Source organism: Streptomyces kryoterrae (assembly GCF_054072135.1).
This window is the reverse complement of sequence record NZ_CM133358.1, coordinates 8,063,887-8,081,367: the sequence shown is the minus strand read 5'-3', so window position 1 is coordinate 8,081,367 and position 17,481 is coordinate 8,063,887. Positions and strand designations below refer to the sequence as shown.

The window sequence follows — 17,481 nt, the reverse complement described above, 5'->3', positions numbered from 1 at the left end:
TCGGTTCAGCTCCTATTGCCGTACGTAGATGGGGGCGCCGGAGGTCCCGGGCGGGCGTCGAGCGCGGTGAGCGTGTCGCGCAGCCCCCGGTGTACATCCTCGTACACCTCGACATGTCCGTCCGTGGCGAGGTGGTCGGCGTCACCGAGCCGGTCGAGCAGGGCGTCGACCTCGGCGTTGCCCGTGGAGGCGCGGGCGATGTCCAGCGGGGCCGGGGCGGCGGGGTCGGCCTCGGTTTCGACGGCCGCAGCCGAAACCGGATCCGGAACCGCATCCGGATCCGAAACCGGAACCGGTGTCTCCTCCGGGCCCTCGGCCGACCGCACTGAGTCGTTCATGCCCTGACGCTACCGCGAACGGCTGAGGTACCGTCGTTCGCGATGGCGACGATTGAGGAGTGCCGCAGCGCACTCGACAAGCTCTCGGACAACATGGCGGGCGCGAGCGGGGACGTACGCGAGGCGGCGGCCCTGGACCGCTCGCTGAGCTGCCGCATCACCGATCTGGACGTCACCTTCGTGGGACGGCTGCGGGGCGGCCGTATCGAGGTCCAGGACACCCTCCAGGGCCCGCCCCCGGAGAAGGCCGAGATCCGGCTCACCATGTCCGGCGACGACCTGGTGGCGATGGTCTCCGGCGAGCTGAACTTCGCGAAGGCGTGGGGCTCGGGCCGGATCAAACTGGAGGCGGGCCTGCGGGACCTGTTCCGCCTCAGGAAGCTTCTGTAGTCACCCTGGTACGGGCCTTGCGCGCGGCCGGCACCACCAGCGGCGTCCCCGTCTCGGGATCGTCGATGACCTGGCAGCGCAGCCCGAACACCTCCTCGACCAGCCCGGCCGTGACGATGTCGCCCGGCGCGCCCTCGGCGACGACCGAGCCCTCGCGCAGTGCGATGAGATGCGTGGCGTACCGGGCGGCGTGATTGAGGTCGTGCAGGACGGCGACCAGGGTCCGCCCCTGTTCCTCGTGCAGCTCGGCGCAGAGGTCGAGGACGTCGATCTGGTGCTGGATGTCGAGATAGGTCGTCGGCTCGTCGAGCAGCAGCAGCGGTGTCTGCTGGGCGAGCGCCATCGCGATCCACACGCGCTGCCGCTGGCCGCCGGACAGCTCGTCGACATGGCGGTCGGCGAGTTCGGCGACACCCGTCGACTCCATGGACTCCCGGACGATCCGCTCGTCGTCGTGGGACCACTGGCGCAGGATGCCCTGGTGCGGGTAGCGGCCCCGGCCCACCAGGTCGGCGACGGTGATCCCGTCGGGCGCGATCGACGACTGCGGCAGCAGCCCGAGCGTCCGCGCGACCTTCTTCGCGGGCATCGACTGGATGACCTGCCCGTCGAGCAGCACCCGGCCCTCGCTCGGCTTCAGCATCCGCGACAGGGCCCGCAGCAGCGTGGACTTGCCGCAGGCGTTCGGGCCCACGATGACCGTGAACGAGTTGTCGGGGATCTCGACCGACAGTTGTTCGGCGATCACACGCTGGTCGTAGGCGAGGGTCACGCTCTCGGCGGACAGGCGGTTCACGGTGTGGGTGCCCTTCTCGACGTTCTCGACGTTCTGGTTCACGTTCACTGAGCCGCTCATGTCCGGCCTGCTCATGCCGGCCCGGCTCATATCCGGCCCGCCTTCCGCTCGGTGACCAGCAGCCACAGCAGATACAGCCCGCCGAGCACACCGGTCACCACCCCCACGGGCAGCTGATCGGCGCCGAAGAGCCGCTGCGAGGCCCAGTCGGCGACGATCAGCAGGGTGGCGCCCATGCACATGGACGGCACCAGGTTGGGGCCCGGCGAGCGGGTCAGCCGCCGGGCGAGCTGCGGCGCGGTCAGCGCCACGAAGCCCACGGGCCCTGCTGCGGCCGTGGCAGCCGCGGTGAGCAGCACAGCGGCCAGCATCAGCACCAGCCGCACGCGCTCGACGCGCACCCCCAGGGCGTACGACACGTCGTCGCCCATCTCCGTCATCCGCAGCCCGCGCGCGTTCGCCAGCACCACCGGTACGAGGACCGCGCACAGCCACAGCAGCGGCCGGACCTGGTCCCAGTCCCGCCCGTTGAGGGACCCGGTCATCCACACGACCGCGCGGGCCGCGTCGACGAGGTCGGCCTTGGTGATCAGGTAGCCGTTGACCGCCGTGACGACCGCGGAGACCCCGATGCCGACGAGCACCAGCCGGTACCCGTGCACGCCCTGCTTCCAGGCCAGCAGATAGATGGCGAGCCCGGTCACCAGCCCGCCCACGAGCGCCCCGGCGGTGACCTGGGCGGCGCTTCCGGAGAACAGCACGATCACGACCAGCGCACCGGCCGTCGAGCCCTGGCTGAGGCCGAGTACGTCCGGACTGCCGAGCGGATTGCGGGAGATGGACTGGAAGAGCGCGCCACCCAGTCCGAGCGAGGCCCCGACCAGCAGCCCGACCAGCACCCGGGGTAGCCGCAGCTGGTTGACGATGAACTCCTGGCCCGCGTTCCCGTCGCCCAGCAGGGTCTTGAGAACGTCCCCGGCCGGAATCGGGAAGTCACCGGTGCCGATCAGCACCACGCTCGCGGTGAGCACGGTCAGCAGCAGGGCCACGACGACGACCAGCGCGCGCACGTCCAGCCGGAGGGAGAGGCCACCCGGGGTCCGTACGGCACGGTTGGCGCGGCGGGCTCGCAGTGCGGGGTTGCTCTTCACAGCTGCGCCGTCCTCCGCCGTCGTACGAGAAAGATGAAGACCGGGCCGCCGATGACCGCGGTGACGATGCCGACCTGGAGTTCGGCGGGCCGGGCGATCATCCGGCCGACGACGTCGGCGCCGAGCAGCAGCACCGGCGAGAGGACGGTCGCGTAGGGCAGGATCCAGCGCAGGTCGGGCCCGGTGAAGGACCGTACGACGTGCGGGACCATCAGCCCGACGAAGACGATCGGGCCGCAGGCGGCGGTCGCGGCGCCGCAGAGGACGGTCGCGGCGGCCATGGACAGTGCGCGGGTGCGGGCCAGGTTGGCGCCGAGGGCGCGGGCGGTGTCGTCGCCCATCGCCACGGCGTTGAGCGGCCGGGCGAGCAGCAGCGCGAGGACCGTGCCGGCCACGATGAACGGCAGAACCTGCGTGATGGTGTCGTCCGTGGCCGAGGCCAGCGAACCGACCGTCCAGAAGCGCATCCTGCTGAGCGCGGCGTCGTCCGTGATCATCACGGCCTGGAGATAGCCGTAGAGCGCGGCGCTGATCGCGGTGCCGGCGAGCGCGAGCCGCACGGGCGTGGCACCCCGGCTGCCGCCCAGGAACCAGACCAGCGCTCCGACAGCGGCGGCCCCGAGGAAGGCGAACCACACATAGCCGCCCAGCGAGGTGACGCCGAAGAAGGTGATCGCGGTGACGACGGCGGCCGACGCACCCGCGTTGATGCCGAGCAGCCCGGGATCGGCCAGCGGATTTCGGGTCAGCGCCTGGAGAACGGCTCCGGACAGCCCCAGCGCGGCACCGGCGAGCAGTCCGAGGAGGGTGCGTGAGACGCGCTCCCCGACGACGACGTCCCCGTAGGTCCCCGAGTCCTGGAACAGCCCGTGCCAGACCTGCTCCAGGGACAGCTCTTTCGCGCCGATCGCGATGCTCGCGAGAGCGACGAGAAACAGGATCCCCAGAGAGACGAGGAGCCCGACTGCTCGTATCGCCTGACGCTTCGGGGGCACGGGGGCGGTCTCCGCGCACGGCTCAGGAGGACTGTCGACAGACACGGAGTTAGGTTAGCCTACCCTGACTATCGCCTCGCTGCCCGTCCCCGCGAGTGCCCCCGCGCACGGCCGTCCCTCACAACCCCAGCCGCGCCAGCGCCTTCCTCCCGTCCAGCCCGCACACGCCGTCCCCCGCCGCCGTCCAGGCCGCCGCGCACAGCGCGCGAAGCCCGTCGAGCGCCTCCCCGTCCCCGGTCAGCTCCAGCCGCTCCTCCCCCGCGGTGGCGGTCCACCCCCCACACCGGAACCCGCCGCCCGCGTCCGCCTCCGTCACCTCCGGCTGCCCGGTCAGCAGCCCCCTCAGGTCGGCGTCGACATAGGTGGGGCGGTGCTGCGGCGGCGCGGCCAGCAGCTGGGCGCCGTCCGCGACTCCGGTCAGCACCAGCAGCGAGTCGACCTCCCCGTTGAACGCGCCCTCGATGTCCGTGTCCAGCCGGTCCCCGACGACCAGGGGCCGCTCGGCGCCGGTCCGCAGCACCGTCTCCCGGTGCATCGGCGGCAGCGGCTTGCCCGCCACCTGGGGTTCGGCCCCGGTCGCGATGCGCACGACCTCCACCGCGGCCCCGTTGCCCGGCGCGATCCCGCGTGCGCTGGGGATCGTCAGGTCGGTGTTGGACGCGAACCAGGGCACCCCGCGCGCGATGGCGTAGCACGCCTCCGCGAACCGTCCCCAGGGCAACTCGGGGCCGCCGTACCCCTGTACGACCGCCACCGGCTCGTCCTCGGCCGAATCGACGGGCTCGAGGCCACGCTCGCGCAGCGCGACCCGCAGCCCCTCACCGCCGATCACCAGCACGCGCGCCCCCGCCGGCACCTGGTCGGCGATCAGCCGGGCCACGGCCTGCGCCGAGGTGATGACGTCCGAGCCCTCCGTCGCTATGCCCAGCTCGGTGAGGTGCCCGGCCACCGCCTCCGGAGTCCGCAGCGCGTTGTTGGTGACATAGGCGAGCCGCATTCCGCCGTCCCGCGCGACACCGAGCGACTCGACGGCGTGCACGATCGCGTTGCCCCCCGCGTACACCACCCCGTCGAGGTCGAGCAGCGCCGTGTCGTACGCCTCGCTGAGGGCCCGCGCACTGCCCTCGGGCCGCGTCCTGACGGTCTGGCTCATTGTGCATCGCTCCTCGTTCGACCGGCTTTCCCCCGATCATCCCCCATGCCACTGACAGCCCTACGATGCACCAATGAACACTGCAGGTCCCGCGGACGTACCGGCTCGCATGGGCCTTCAACTGACCCCTTTCCGGGGCCTGCGCTACGATCCCGACCGGGTCGGCAGCCTGGCCGCCGTGACCTCTCCGCCGTACGACGTGATCGTGCGCCCGGACGGTCTGATACACCTCGAATCGGCCGACCCGCACAACATCGTCCGGCTGATCCTCCCCCAGGCGGCCACCCCGTCCATACGCAACGAACAGGCGGCGGACACCCTGGACGACTGGCTGGCCGAGGGCATCCTGACCGCCGATCCCGAGCCCGCCCTGTACGTCTACGAACAGCGCGACACGACCGGCCACCTCCAACGCGGGGTCATCGGCGCCCTGCTCCTGTCGGAGCCCTCGGAGGGCGTCGTCCTGCCCCACGAGGACGTCATGCCGCACGTGGTGGCGGAACGGGCGGCCCTGATGCGCGCCACCTACGCGAACCTGGAACCCCTCCTCCTGACCTACCGGAGCGACGACTCCGCCACCGTGTCACCGTGCACCACGAGCGCGGTGGTCGAACGTACGGCCGACCGCCCCCCGCTGCTCTCGACGACCACGGAGGACGGTTTCGGCCACCGCCTCTGGGCGATCACCGATCCCGCCGAACTGGCCGGGATCCAGACGGACCTGACACACCACCAGGCCCTGATCGCCGACGGCCACCACCGCTGGGCCACGTATCTGCGTCTACGCGCGGAGCACCCGTCCCCCAGCCCCTGGGACCACGGCCTGGTACTCCTCGTGGACACCGCCCGCTACCCCCTGCGCGTCCGCGCGATCCACCGCCTCCTGCACGACCTCCCGGTCTCCGAGGCCCTGGCGGCCCTGTCGGGCCACTTCCGGGTACGTCACCTGACCATCCCGCTCCCCGAGGCCCTCACCGCCCTCGCGGAGGCGGCCACCGCGGGCAACGCCTTCCTCCTGGCCGGCGACGGCGCCTTCCACCTCGTGGACAGCCCGGACCCGGCCCTCCTGAACCGTACGATCCCGGCCGACCGCCCGCAGGCCTGGCGCACCCTGGACGCGACGGTCCTGCACGCCACACTCCTCGACCACATCTGGCGCATCCCCGAGGACTCACCTGCGCGCATCGCGTACATCCACGACACGGCGGCCACCGTGGAGAAGGCGGAACAGGACGGCGGTACGGCCGTCCTGATGCACCCGGTCCGCGAGGAGGTCGTACGGGACCTGGCCCGCCAGGGCGTCACGATGCCCCGCAAGTCGACGTCCTTCGGCCCCAAACCGGCCTCGGGCCTGGTCCTGCGCACGCTGTCGCACTGAAACGCAGAAGGGCGGGACCCCTTACCGGGATCCCGCCCTTCACCGATTCACCGCATACCGCAGGTCAGTGCTTGTCACCCTCGACGTCGTCCGCACCGTCGTCACTGTCGACGACGGACTCAACCGCTTCAGCCGCTTCAGCTGTCTCAGGCACCTCGGCCACCTCTGTCGCCTCTGTCGCCTCGACAGAGGCGGTGGTGTCGGCAGAGTCGATCTCAAGGGACTCGACGCCCGTGTCATCAAGGTCGTCCTCGTCCCCGTCCTCGTCCTCGCTCTCGTCAAAGGCGTCGACGAACTCCACGCCTTCAAGCCCGGCAAGTCGGTCCGCGGCGTCCGTACTGCCGTCCTTGTCGGACTCGACGGCCTTGGCGAACCACTCCCGCGCCTCGTCCTCCCGCCCGGCGGCGAGCAGAGCGTCGGCGTACGCGTACCGCAGGCGCGCGGTCCAGGGCTGTACGGAGTTGGAGGCCAGCTCGGGACTCTGCAGGGTCACGATGGCCGCGTCGAGCTGATCCATGTCACGCCGGGCGCCGGCCGCGACGAGACGCATCTCGACCTGCCCGGCCTTGTCCAGCTTGTGCACCTCGGGCGCCCCGGCCATCTCGAGCGCCTTCTCGGGGCGCCCGAGTCCACGCTCGCAGTCGGCCATGACGGGCCACAGTTCGACGTGTCCGGTCATCCGCCGAGCCGCACGGAACTCGGCCAGCGCCTCGCTGTACTTCTGGTTCGCGTACGCGGCGAACCCGGCCGCCTCTCGTACGGCGGCCACCCGCGAGGCCAGTCGCAGAGCCACCCGCGAGTACCCGTAGGCACCCTCGGGGTCCTCGTCGATGAGCCGGGCGACCATCACCAGGTTCTTGGAGACCTCTTCCGCCAGCCCCTTGGGCAGGCTCATCAGCTCCTGGCGTACGTCCTTGTCGATCTCGTCGCCCGTGACCTCCTCGGGGATCGGCAGTCGCTTGATCGGCTCCCGGTCCCGGTCACGCTCGTCACGGAACCCGCCACCACGCCGGTCATCGCCTCGGCTGTCGTCACGTCCCCGGTAACCGCCGCCACCGCCACCGGGCCGACCTCCACGGTCGTCACGCCCACGGAAGCCACCGCCACCTCCGGCGGGACGGCCACCACGGTCGTCACTCCGGCCACGGAACCCACCACGATCATCATCACGCCGGACAAACCCACCGCGCTCACCACGGTTGTCGTCCCGGCCACGGCTGTCGTCCCGACGGAAGCCACCACGGTCGCCTTCACGACGGTCGTCATCACGCCGGACAAAGCCACCACGATCACCGCGGCTCTCATCACGTCCACGGAACCCGCCGCCTCCGGCGGGACTGCCACCGCGGTCATCGTCTCGGCGGAAACCTCCGCGATCACCGCGGTTGTCGTCGCGCCGGAACCCGCCGCCACTGGCCGGACGACCACCCCGGTCATCCTGACGGTCGTCCCGACGCACAAACCCACCACCGGCAGGACGACCACCACGGTCATCACTCCGCCCACGGAACCCACCACGATCATCATCACGCCGGAAACCGGAACGCTCTCCGTCCCGACGCTCATCACGTCGGTCGTCGCGACGAGGGGCTGCCGGCCGGTCGTCACGCCCACGGAAGCCACCGCCACCTCCGGCGGGACGGCCACCACGGTCATCCTGACGACCACGGAACCCACCACGATCATCATCACGACGAACGAAACCTCCGCGGTCACCACCAGCACCGCGGTTGTCGTCGCGCCGGAACCCGCCGCCACTGGCCGGACGACCACCCCGGTCATCCTGACGGTCGTCCCGACGCACAAACCCACCACCGGCAGGACGACCACCACGGTCATCACTCCGCCCACGGAACCCACCACGATCATCATCACGACGAACGAAACCTCCGCGGTCACCACCAGCACCGCGGTTGTCGTCGCGCCGGAACCCGCCGCCACTGGCCGGACGACCACCCCGGTCATCCTGACGGTCGTCCCGACGCACAAACCCACCACCGGCAGGACGACCACCACGGTCATCACTCCGCCCACGGAACCCACCACGATCATCATCACGACGAACGAAGCCACCGCGGTCACCGCCACCACCACGGTTGTCATCTCGCCGGAAAGCGGGACGGTCCCCACGGTCGTCACGACGGGGTCCCGCAGGACGGTCCGAGCGCTCCGGCCGGTCCGAACGGTCGTCACGCCGGAAAGCGGGGCGAGCACCACGATCGCCGTCGCGGCGGTCGTCGCGGCGAGCAGGACCGCCACGCTCACCACGGCTGTCGTCTCGGCGGAAGCCGCCACCGGCGGGCCGATCACCCCGGTCGTCACGACGGGGGGTTGCAGGCCGGTCGTCACTGCGACCGTAACCACCGGTTGGCCGGCCACCACGGTCAGAAGAACCACCACGGTCGTCGCGGCGATCATTGTCGCGGCGCGGAGCCCCTCGATACCCGCCGCGATCGCCGCGGTCACCACTGTCCCGGCGGCGCTGGTCGCGCTCCGGGCGCTCGTCGGGAGAGTTGGTGGACATGATGGGTGACTCCTGTCTTCGGTACCGCAAGTCATTCTCGCGCAGCCGACTTGCCGGCGCGCTCCGGGCGATGTGCTTGTTAAAAAACAAAAGGACCCCTGGTCCCAGCGTGAACGCTGGGACCAGGGGTCCTCCAAAGATTGTTCGGCGGCGTCCTACTCTCCCACAGGGTCCCCCCTGCAGTACCATCGGCGCTGTGAGGCTTAGCTTCCGGGTTCGGAATGTAACCGGGCGTTTCCCTCACGCTATGACCACCGAAACCCTATTGGTTTCGAGCGAACAAGCACACTTTTCAGTTAGATGTTCTAGCTCAAAAGCCGACAACGTTCGTTGTCTCAGAACTAACACAGTGGACGCGAGCAACTGAGGACAAGCCCTCGGCCTATTAGTACCAGTCACCTCCACCCGTTACCGGGCTTCCAGATCTGGCCTATCAACCCAGTCGTCTACTGGGAGCCTTACCCCATCTAGTGGGTGGGAACACTCATCTCGAAGCAGGCTTCCCGCTTAGATGCTTTCAGCGGTTATCCCTCCCGAACGTAGCCAACCAGCCATGCCCTTGGCAGGACAACTGGCACACCAGAGGTTCGTCCGTCCCGGTCCTCTCGTACTAGGGACAGCCCTTCTCAATGTTCCTGCGCGCGCAGCGGATAGGGACCGAACTGTCTCACGACGTTCTAAACCCAGCTCGCGTACCGCTTTAATGGGCGAACAGCCCAACCCTTGGGACCGACTCCAGCCCCAGGATGCGACGAGCCGACATCGAGGTGCCAAACCATCCCGTCGATATGGACTCTTGGGGAAGATCAGCCTGTTATCCCCGGGGTACCTTTTATCCGTTGAGCGACGGCGCTTCCACAAGCCACCGCCGGATCACTAGTCCCGACTTTCGTCCCTGCTCGACCCGTCGGTCTCACAGTCAAGCTCCCTTGTGCACTTACACTCAACACCTGATTGCCAACCAGGCTGAGGGAACCTTTGGGCGCCTCCGTTACTCTTTAGGAGGCAACCGCCCCAGTTAAACTACCCATCAGACACTGTCCCTGATCCGGATCACGGACCCAGGTTAGACATCCAGCACGACCAGACTGGTATTTCAACGACGACTCCACAAACACTGGCGTGCCCGCTTCAAAGTCTCCCAGCTATCCTACACAAGCCGAACCGAACACCAATATCAAACTATAGTAAAGGTCCCGGGGTCTTTCCGTCCTGCTGCGCGAAACGAGCATCTTTACTCGTAGTGCAATTTCACCGGGCCTATGGTTGAGACAGTCGAGAAGTCGTTACGCCATTCGTGCAGGTCGGAACTTACCCGACAAGGAATTTCGCTACCTTAGGATGGTTATAGTTACCACCGCCGTTTACTGGCGCTTAAGTTCTCAGCCTCGCACACCCGAAGGTGCACTAACCGGTCCCCTTAACGTTCCAGCACCGGGCAGGCGTCAGTCCGTATACATCGCCTTACGGCTTCGCACGGACCTGTGTTTTTAGTAAACAGTCGCTTCTCGCTGGTCTCTGCGGCCACCCCCAACTCGAGGAGTAAATCCTCTCACCAGTGATGGCCCCCCTTCTCCCGAAGTTACGGGGGCATTTTGCCGAGTTCCTTAACCATAGTTCACCCGAACGCCTCGGTATTCTCTACCTGACCACCTGAGTCGGTTTAGGGTACGGGCCGCCATGAAACTCGCTAGAGGCTTTTCTCGACAGCATAGGATCATCCACTTCACCACAATCGGCTCGGCATCAGGTCTCAGACTATGTGCTGTCCGGATTTACCTGGACAACGCCCTACACCCTTACCCCGGGACTACCACCGCCCGGGATGGACTACCTTCCTGCGTCACCCCATCACTCACCTACTGCAGATCTGGTCCGTCGGCTCCACCACTCCCCCTTGCCCGAAGGCTCCGGGGCGGCTTCACGGACTTAGCATCGCCTGGTTCAATGTTTGACGCTTCACAGCGGGTACCGGAATATCAACCGGTTATCCATCGACTACGCCTGTCGGCCTCGCCTTAGGTCCCGACTTACCCTGGGCAGATCAGCTTGACCCAGGAACCCTTAGTCAATCGGCGCACACGTTTCCCACGTGTGTATCGCTACTCATGCCTGCATTCTCACTCGTGAACCGTCCACCACTAGCTTCCGCTGCGGCTTCACCCGGCACACGACGCTCCCCTACCCATCCCAGCCGCCGTTGGGCGTATATGCTGAAATGACACGACTTCGGCGGTACGCTTGAGCCCCGCTACATTGTCGGCGCGGAATCACTAGACCAGTGAGCTATTACGCACTCTTTCAAGGGTGGCTGCTTCTAAGCCAACCTCCTGGTTGTCTGTGCGACTCCACATCCTTTCCCACTTAGCGTACGCTTAGGGGCCTTAGTCGATGCTCTGGGCTGTTTCCCTCTCGACCATGGAGCTTATCCCCCACAGTCTCACTGCCGTGCTCTCACTTACCGGCATTCGGAGTTTGGCTAAGGTCAGTAACCCGGTAGGGCCCATCGCCTATCCAGTGCTCTACCTCCGGCAAGAAACACACGACGCTGCACCTAAATGCATTTCGGGGAGAACCAGCTATCACGGAGTTTGATTGGCCTTTCACCCCTAACCACAGGTCATCCCCCAGGTTTTCAACCCTGGTGGGTTCGGTCCTCCACGAAGTCTTACCTCCGCTTCAACCTGCCCATGGCTAGATCACTCCGCTTCGGGTCTTGAGCGCGCTACTAAAACGCCCTATTCGGACTCGCTTTCGCTACGGCTTCCCCACACGGGTTAACCTCGCAACACACCGCAAACTCGCAGGCTCATTCTTCAAAAGGCACGCAGTCACGACCCACCAAGTAAACTTGATGAGCGACGCTCCCACGGCTTGTAGGCACACGGTTTCAGGTACTATTTCACTCCGCTCCCGCGGTACTTTTCACCATTCCCTCACGGTACTATCCGCTATCGGTCACCAGGGAATATTTAGGCTTAACGGGTGGTCCCGCCAGATTCACACGGGATTTCTCGGGCCCCGTGCTACTTGGGTGTCTCTCAAACGAGCCGTTGATGTTTCGACTACGGGGGTCTTACCCTCTACGCCGGACCTTTCGCATGTCCTTCGCCTACATCAACGGTTTCTGACTCGTCTCACGGCCGGCAGACCATGAAAGAGAGATCCCACAACCCCGTATACGCAACCCCTGCCGGGTCTCACACGCATACGGTTTGGCCTCATCCGGTTTCGCTCGCCACTACTCCCGGAATCACGGTTGTTTTCTCTTCCTGCGGGTACTGAGATGTTTCACTTCCCCGCGTTCCCTCCACACACCCTATGTGTTCAGATGTGGGTGACAGCCCATGACGACTGCCGGGTTTCCCCATTCGGAAACCCCCGGATCAAAGCCTGGTTGACGACTCCCCGGGGACTATCGTGGCCTCCCACGTCCTTCATCGGTTCCTGGTGCCAAGGCATCCACCGTGCGCCCTTAAAAACTTGGCCACAGATGCTCGCGTCCACTGTGCAGTTCTCAAACAACGACCAACCACCCACCACCCCACCCTTACAGGCGAGTTCACTGGGGCCGGCACTGAAGGCGACCAGACAAGCCGGCCGTACCCTCAGACACCCAACAGCGTGCCCGACCATGTCCCGCCCGGAGATCATGCTTTCCACACCCTCTTGCGAGAGCAGTACTAACAGCCTCCGACCCGTGAACCGGCCGAATAATCAACGTTCCACCCATGAGCAACCACCGCCGGACAGATGCCGACGTAATGGCCCTGGACCACCAAGCGAGCTTGGCGGCCTAGATGCTCCTTAGAAAGGAGGTGATCCAGCCGCACCTTCCGGTACGGCTACCTTGTTACGACTTCGTCCCAATCGCCAGTCCCACCTTCGACAGCTCCCTCCCCGTGAGGGGTTGGGCCACCGGCTTCGGGTGTTACCGACTTTCGTGACGTGACGGGCGGTGTGTACAAGGCCCGGGAACGTATTCACCGCAGCAATGCTGATCTGCGATTACTAGCAACTCCGACTTCATGGGGTCGAGTTGCAGACCCCAATCCGAACTGAGACCGGCTTTTTGAGATTCGCTCCGCCTCACGGCATCGCAGCTCATTGTACCGGCCATTGTAGCACGTGTGCAGCCCAAGACATAAGGGGCATGATGACTTGACGTCGTCCCCACCTTCCTCCGAGTTGACCCCGGCAGTCTCCTGTGAGTCCCCATCACCCCGAAGGGCATGCTGGCAACACAGAACAAGGGTTGCGCTCGTTGCGGGACTTAACCCAACATCTCACGACACGAGCTGACGACAGCCATGCACCACCTGTACACCGACCACAAGGGGGGCACCATCTCTGATGCTTTCCGGCGTATGTCAAGCCTTGGTAAGGTTCTTCGCGTTGCGTCGAATTAAGCCACATGCTCCGCTGCTTGTGCGGGCCCCCGTCAATTCCTTTGAGTTTTAGCCTTGCGGCCGTACTCCCCAGGCGGGGAACTTAATGCGTTAGCTGCGGCACCGACGACGTGGAATGTCGCCAACACCTAGTTCCCACCGTTTACGGCGTGGACTACCAGGGTATCTAATCCTGTTCGCTCCCCACGCTTTCGCTCCTCAGCGTCAGTAATGGCCCAGAGATCCGCCTTCGCCACCGGTGTTCCTCCTGATATCTGCGCATTTCACCGCTACACCAGGAATTCCGATCTCCCCTACCACACTCTAGTCTGCCCGTATCGAATGCAGACCCGGGGTTAAGCCCCGGGCTTTCACATCCGACGCGACAGACCGCCTACGAGCTCTTTACGCCCAATAATTCCGGACAACGCTTGCGCCCTACGTATTACCGCGGCTGCTGGCACGTAGTTAGCCGGCGCTTCTTCTGCAGGTACCGTCACTTTCGCTTCTTCCCTGCTGAAAGAGGTTTACAACCCGAAGGCCGTCATCCCTCACGCGGCGTCGCTGCATCAGGCTTTCGCCCATTGTGCAATATTCCCCACTGCTGCCTCCCGTAGGAGTCTGGGCCGTGTCTCAGTCCCAGTGTGGCCGGTCGCCCTCTCAGGCCGGCTACCCGTCGTCGCCTTGGTGAGCCACTACCTCACCAACAAGCTGATAGGCCGCGGGCTCATCCTTCACCGCCGGAGCTTTTAACCCCCACAGATGCCTGCAGGAGTATTATCCGGTATTAGACCCCGTTTCCAGGGCTTGTCCCAGAGTGAAGGGCAGATTGCCCACGTGTTACTCACCCGTTCGCCACTAATCCCCCACCGAAGCGGGTTCATCGTTCGACTTGCATGTGTTAAGCACGCCGCCAGCGTTCGTCCTGAGCCAGGATCAAACTCTCCGTGAATGTCAACCCGGCTGCGTCTAATTAAAGACTGCGGGCCACACCACGAGAGCGGAACAGTCAAGCGGAATAAGCCCGACCGTTCACAGCGTCCTCGCTGTGTTTACTACTTCAAAGGAACCTCAACCCACAGAACATTCTGTGAGCCGGGGTATCAACAAACTTGGCGTTGATTTTTGACACGCTGTTGAGTTCTCAAGGAACGGACGCTTCCTTCGTACTCACCCAAGAAACTCTCTCAGGCTTTCCTCCGGGCAGTTTCCCTTCGGTCTTGCGTTTCCGACTCTACCAGACCGTTTCCGTATCCGATTCCCTGTCGGCGGGATTGCCTCAGGCTTTCCGGCTTTCGCCCGTCGGCCTTTCGACATTCACTACGTTAGCCGCTTCCCTCGGTAACTCATAATCGAGTTCCGCGCGATCGCAATTCGGTATGCAGGCACGCCGAAATTGCCCCCGCTGAGAGGGAGTCGTAGGTAGTGGGTTGGCCGCTTCCGGCTGCAGGCGAACGCCGTACCCGGGTCAAGCGGCTCGGGCTACATTACGTACCCCCCAAGGGCTCGTCAAGTTGAGCGACGACGGGGCGCATGAGCTCGATAGGGGCTCACCGTAGGGTCGTTGGTGATCCAGAAGCGCCAGGGGTGGACGCTCCCGTCGCCGGCCACGCCGGTGCGCGGACCACTGCTCACCTGCTCGGAGCTGACGGGCGTGCCGGTCAGGACCGTGATCGGGGAGGCCCCGGAGGCGCAGGCGTCCGTTCCGTCGAGGGCCCTGTCCACGCCCAGGGCTGTGGCAAGGCGGGCCGGCCCTTTGGCCAGTTCCTTGTCGTTTCGGGCTGAAATTCGACGTTTGCGGGCGAGCTCGGCGCCCTCGATGATCTCGCCGGCCCGGAGCAGAACCCCGCTCGCCGCACCCTCGGGGCCGCACACCAGGTTCATGCAGTGCCACATGCCGTAGGTGAAGTAGACGTACACATGTCCGGGCGGGCCGAACATCACGCCGTTGCGGGGTGTGGGGCCACGATAGGCGTGCGATCCGGGGTCGTTCGGGCCGTCGTACGCCTCTACCTCTGTGAGGCGCAGTTCGAGCGGGCCCTCCGTGGTGGTGCGAACGAGGACGCGGCCCAGGAGGTCGGGGGCGACCTCCAGTACCGGCCGGTCGAAGAACTCCCTGGAGAGGGGCGTACGGTCAGCGGGCGCGATCATGCCGTCCGAGCGTAGTGCAGGTGTGTCTCGGCGAACTGGGTGGCCAGGAGGCGTCCGCCTTGCCAGGGTAAGGACGGAACCGGCCACGGTCGGATCGCGTTTCTAAGGATCAAGGGATCGCAAGGATCGCTGGAGAAGGAGAGACATGGCGTTCAAGAAGCTGCTCGCGAGCCTGGGTGCCGGTGGGGCTTCGGTCGAGACGGTGTTGACAGAGGTCAACGTCGTTCCGGGCGGTGTCGTCCAGGGTGAGGTGCGGATCCAGGGCGGCTCCGTCAACCAGCAGATCGAAGGGCTGTCCGTCGGGCTCCAGGCCAAGGTCGAGGTCGAGGGCGGCGACCAGGAGTACAAGCAGGACATCGAGTTCACGAAGGTACGGCTGGGCGGTGCCTTCGAGGTTCAGGCCGGTGCCGTGCACGTCGTGCCCTTCGGGCTGGAGATCCCGTGGGAGACACCGGTCACGATGATCGACGGCCAGGCACTGCGCGGGATGAACATCGGGGTGACCACCGAGCTGGCGATCGCGCGTGCCGTCGACTCCGGTGACCTGGACCCCATCAACGTGCACCCGTTGCCCGCGCAGAAGGCGATCCTGGACGCCTTCGTCCAGTTGGGCTTCCGTTTCAAGAGCGCGGACCTGGAGCGCGGTCACGTTCGCGGTACGCGGCAGAAGCTTCCCTTCTACCAGGAGGTCGAGTTCTTCCCGCCGGCGCAGTACCGGGGCCTGAACCAGGTCGAGTTGACCTTCGTCGCCGACGAGCACTCGATGGACGTCGTGCTGGAGATGGACAAGAAGCCGGGACTGTTCAGCGAGGGCAGCGACACCTTCCGGTCGTTCCAGGTGGGCCAGCACGACTACCAGGGCACGGACTGGGCGGCGTACCTGAACCAGTGGCTGGCCGAGGTCGGCAGCAAGCGCAGCTGGTTCTAGTAGCGTCCGACACAGACACGGATCCAGCCCCCCATTCCACCAGGAGGTACCGAGGTGACCGAGCTCAAGAGGCCGCCGCTGCCGCACGACTTCCATCCTCCCGTGCCGTCGTTCACGGTCACGAGTGAGGATGTCGAGGCAGGTGCGACACTCAAGGACGCTCAGGTCCAGGCGTCCGGCAACACCTCACCGCAGCTCCGGTGGGAGAGGTTCCCGCCGGAGACCAAGAGCTTCGCCGTGACGTGCTACGACCCCGACGCGCCTACGGGCAGCGGGTTCTGGCACTGGGTCGCGTTCGACATCCCGGCCTCGGTGACGGAGTTGCCGGCGGGTGCGGGCAGCGGCAAGTTCGAGGGGCTGCCCGAGGGCGTGGTCCAGGTGCGCAACGACTACGGCACGCGGGACTTCGGCGGTGCGGCGCCGCCGGCCGGTGACGGCCCGCACCGGTATGTGTTCACGGTGTACGCCGTGGATCAGGAGAAGCTGGGTCCGGACGCGGACGTGTCGCCCGCGGTCGTCGGTTTCAATCTGCGGTTCCACGCGATCGCGCGCGCCCAACTCGTCGGTGAGTACGAGGTTCCCGCCGAAGACTGACGTTCATTGCACGTTTGCCCGCCTCTGGTCTTGGAAGTGATCAGAGGCGGGCATTTTTTATTGCGTTGTCCATCTCGGCATGCCCGGCCAGAGTTGATCCAAGCCCGCCATGCGGTGGGCCTGTGAGCAGAGGAGGTGGGCTGGATGCGGGACACGCTGGTACTGAACGCGAGCTTCGAGCCGCTGTCGACGGTGACGTTGAACCGGGCCGTCGTTCTGGTGCTGCAGGACAAGGCTGTTGTCGAGCAGGCCCACCCCGAGATCCGTATGCGTGGAGCGGCGGTCGACATACCCGCGCCGCGTGTGATCAGGCTCTGCCGCTATGTCCGGGTGCCGTTCCGAAGACAAGCACCGTGGTCCAGGCGGGGTGTGCTGGTCCGGGACCGGCACCGGTGCGCGTACTGCGGTCGGCGGGCGACGACCGTGGACCACGTGGTGCCGCGGGCACAGGGCGGGCAGGACTCCTGGCTGAACACCGTCGCGTCGTGCGCGGAGGACAACCACCGTAAGGCGGCGCGGACTCCGGAGCAGGCGGGGATGCCGCTGTTGCGGCTGCCGTTCGAGCCTTCGCCTGCAGACGCGATGCTTTTGTCCTTGGGACAGGGTGAGTTGGAGGCGCTGCCTGAGTGGTTGGCGCAGCCCGCGGCGTAGTTCGTGGCTTCTCGCGCCCATGCGGCGGAGCCGCAAATCGGCGG

At 65.9% G+C, this 17,481-nt stretch carries 12 protein-coding genes, 3 rRNA genes and 1 pseudogene; 5 read left to right on the top strand and 11 right to left on the bottom strand.

Annotated features, from left to right (window positions below; all coding sequences use genetic code 11):
• Positions 1-5: 5 nt before the first annotated feature.
• Positions 6-338, bottom strand: coding sequence for a hypothetical protein (locus tag ACW4TU_RS35900; protein WP_457420179.1), 333 nt, complete (start codon positions 336-338; stop codon positions 6-8).
• 42 nt (positions 339-380) lie between these two features.
• Here ACW4TU_RS35900 and ACW4TU_RS35895 point away from each other — a divergent pair, with 42 nt between their 5' ends.
• Positions 381-728 carry an SCP2 sterol-binding domain-containing protein gene (locus ACW4TU_RS35895; RefSeq protein WP_457420177.1) on the top strand — a complete coding sequence of 116 codons (348 nt, stop codon included), beginning with the start codon at positions 381-383 and terminating at the stop codon, positions 726-728.
• Here the strand turns inward: ACW4TU_RS35895 and ACW4TU_RS35890 are convergent.
• The 4 genes from ACW4TU_RS35890 to ACW4TU_RS35875 all read right to left on the bottom strand — a co-directional run bounded on the left by ACW4TU_RS35890 (position 712) and on the right by ACW4TU_RS35875 (position 4,823).
• A complete protein-coding gene (locus tag ACW4TU_RS35890) occupies positions 712-1,584 on the bottom strand; it encodes an ABC transporter ATP-binding protein (protein WP_457420175.1) in 873 nt (290 codons plus the stop codon). The genes ACW4TU_RS35895 and ACW4TU_RS35890 overlap by 17 nt on opposite strands.
• 26 nt (positions 1,585-1,610) lie before the next feature.
• Positions 1,611-2,675 carry a FecCD family ABC transporter permease gene (locus ACW4TU_RS35885; RefSeq protein WP_457420173.1) on the bottom strand — a complete coding sequence of 355 codons (1,065 nt, stop codon included), beginning with the start codon at positions 2,673-2,675 and terminating at the stop codon, positions 1,611-1,613.
• Complete coding sequence (locus tag ACW4TU_RS35880) at positions 2,672-3,715, bottom strand: FecCD family ABC transporter permease (RefSeq protein ID WP_457420171.1); 1,044 nt, start codon at positions 3,713-3,715, stop codon at positions 2,672-2,674. Before ACW4TU_RS35880 ends, ACW4TU_RS35885 begins: the two co-directional genes overlap by 4 nt.
• Positions 3,716-3,788: 73 nt before the next feature.
• On the bottom strand, positions 3,789-4,823 hold the full coding sequence (locus tag ACW4TU_RS35875) for an HAD hydrolase-like protein (RefSeq protein WP_457420169.1): 1,035 nt from the start codon (positions 4,821-4,823) through the stop codon (positions 3,789-3,791).
• Positions 4,824-4,896: 73 nt separating this feature from the next.
• Between ACW4TU_RS35875 and ACW4TU_RS35870 the strand changes: the two genes are divergently transcribed.
• Entirely contained in the window at positions 4,897-6,201 is a 1,305-nt protein-coding gene (locus ACW4TU_RS35870) for a DUF1015 domain-containing protein (protein WP_457420167.1), read from the top strand.
• A gap of 64 nt (positions 6,202-6,265) precedes the next feature.
• On the opposite strand, the gene ACW4TU_RS35865 is transcribed toward ACW4TU_RS35870, so the two are convergent.
• The 6 genes and pseudogenes from ACW4TU_RS35865 to ACW4TU_RS35840 form a co-directional block, all read right to left on the bottom strand.
• Positions 6,266-7,096 (bottom strand): tetratricopeptide repeat protein, encoded by an 831-nt coding sequence (locus ACW4TU_RS35865; RefSeq protein WP_457430490.1) that lies wholly within the window; start codon positions 7,094-7,096, stop codon positions 6,266-6,268.
• A gap of 96 nt (positions 7,097-7,192) precedes the next feature.
• Positions 7,193-8,725: pseudogene (locus ACW4TU_RS35860) on the bottom strand (hypothetical protein); the annotation flags it as partial.
• A 142-nt stretch (positions 8,726-8,867) separates the two neighbouring features.
• Positions 8,868-8,984: ribosomal RNA gene (gene rrf, locus ACW4TU_RS35855) — 5S ribosomal RNA — on the bottom strand.
• Between the two features lie 106 nt (positions 8,985-9,090).
• Positions 9,091-12,214: ribosomal RNA gene (locus ACW4TU_RS35850) — 23S ribosomal RNA — on the bottom strand.
• Positions 12,215-12,536: 322 nt separating this feature from the next.
• Positions 12,537-14,065: ribosomal RNA gene (locus ACW4TU_RS35845) — 16S ribosomal RNA — on the bottom strand.
• Together the 16S, 23S and 5S rRNA genes form the textbook arrangement of a ribosomal RNA operon.
• Before the next feature lie 557 nt (positions 14,066-14,622).
• Positions 14,623-15,264 (bottom strand): DNA-3-methyladenine glycosylase, encoded by a 642-nt coding sequence (locus tag ACW4TU_RS35840; RefSeq protein ID WP_457420165.1) that lies wholly within the window; start codon positions 15,262-15,264, stop codon positions 14,623-14,625.
• Positions 15,265-15,409: 145 nt separating this feature from the next.
• On the opposite strand from ACW4TU_RS35840, the gene ACW4TU_RS35835 reads away from it, so the two are divergent.
• The 3 genes from ACW4TU_RS35835 to ACW4TU_RS35825 all read left to right on the top strand — a co-directional run bounded on the left by ACW4TU_RS35835 (position 15,410) and on the right by ACW4TU_RS35825 (position 17,437).
• Entirely contained in the window at positions 15,410-16,192 is a 783-nt protein-coding gene (locus tag ACW4TU_RS35835; RefSeq protein WP_457420163.1) for a sporulation protein, read from the top strand.
• A 54-nt stretch (positions 16,193-16,246) separates the two neighbouring features.
• The gene (locus tag ACW4TU_RS35830) at positions 16,247-16,786 is read left to right on the top strand and encodes a YbhB/YbcL family Raf kinase inhibitor-like protein (protein ID WP_457420161.1); all 540 of its coding nucleotides are present in this window, start codon (positions 16,247-16,249) and stop codon (positions 16,784-16,786) included.
• A 144-nt stretch (positions 16,787-16,930) separates the two neighbouring features.
• Positions 16,931-17,437 carry an HNH endonuclease gene (locus ACW4TU_RS35825; protein ID WP_457420159.1) on the top strand — a complete coding sequence of 169 codons (507 nt, stop codon included), beginning with the start codon at positions 16,931-16,933 and terminating at the stop codon, positions 17,435-17,437.
• Positions 17,438-17,481: the final 44 nt, after the last annotated feature.

What these genes read in the sequence shown, in the direction of transcription:
- ACW4TU_RS35900 (WP_457420179.1), bottom strand. Translation starts at nt 338, where the DNA reads ATGAACGACTCAGTGCGGTCGGCCGAGGGCCCGGAGGAGACACCGGTT.
- ACW4TU_RS35895 (WP_457420177.1), top strand. Translation starts at nt 381, where the DNA reads ATGGCGACGATTGAGGAGTGCCGCAGCGCACTCGACAAGCTCTCGGAC.
- ACW4TU_RS35890 (WP_457420175.1), bottom strand. Translation starts at nt 1,584, where the DNA reads ATGAGCGGCTCAGTGAACGTGAACCAGAACGTCGAGAACGTCGAGAAG.
- ACW4TU_RS35875 (WP_457420169.1), bottom strand. Translation starts at nt 4,823, where the DNA reads ATGAGCCAGACCGTCAGGACGCGGCCCGAGGGCAGTGCGCGGGCCCTC.
- ACW4TU_RS35870 (WP_457420167.1), top strand. Translation starts at nt 4,897, where the DNA reads ATGAACACTGCAGGTCCCGCGGACGTACCGGCTCGCATGGGCCTTCAA.
- ACW4TU_RS35865 (WP_457430490.1), bottom strand. Translation starts at nt 7,096, where the DNA reads ATGAGCCTGCCCAAGGGGCTGGCGGAAGAGGTCTCCAAGAACCTGGTG.
- ACW4TU_RS35840 (WP_457420165.1), bottom strand. Translation starts at nt 15,264, where the DNA reads ATGATCGCGCCCGCTGACCGTACGCCCCTCTCCAGGGAGTTCTTCGAC.
- ACW4TU_RS35835 (WP_457420163.1), top strand. Translation starts at nt 15,410, where the DNA reads ATGGCGTTCAAGAAGCTGCTCGCGAGCCTGGGTGCCGGTGGGGCTTCG.
- ACW4TU_RS35825 (WP_457420159.1), top strand. Translation starts at nt 16,931, where the DNA reads ATGCGGGACACGCTGGTACTGAACGCGAGCTTCGAGCCGCTGTCGACG.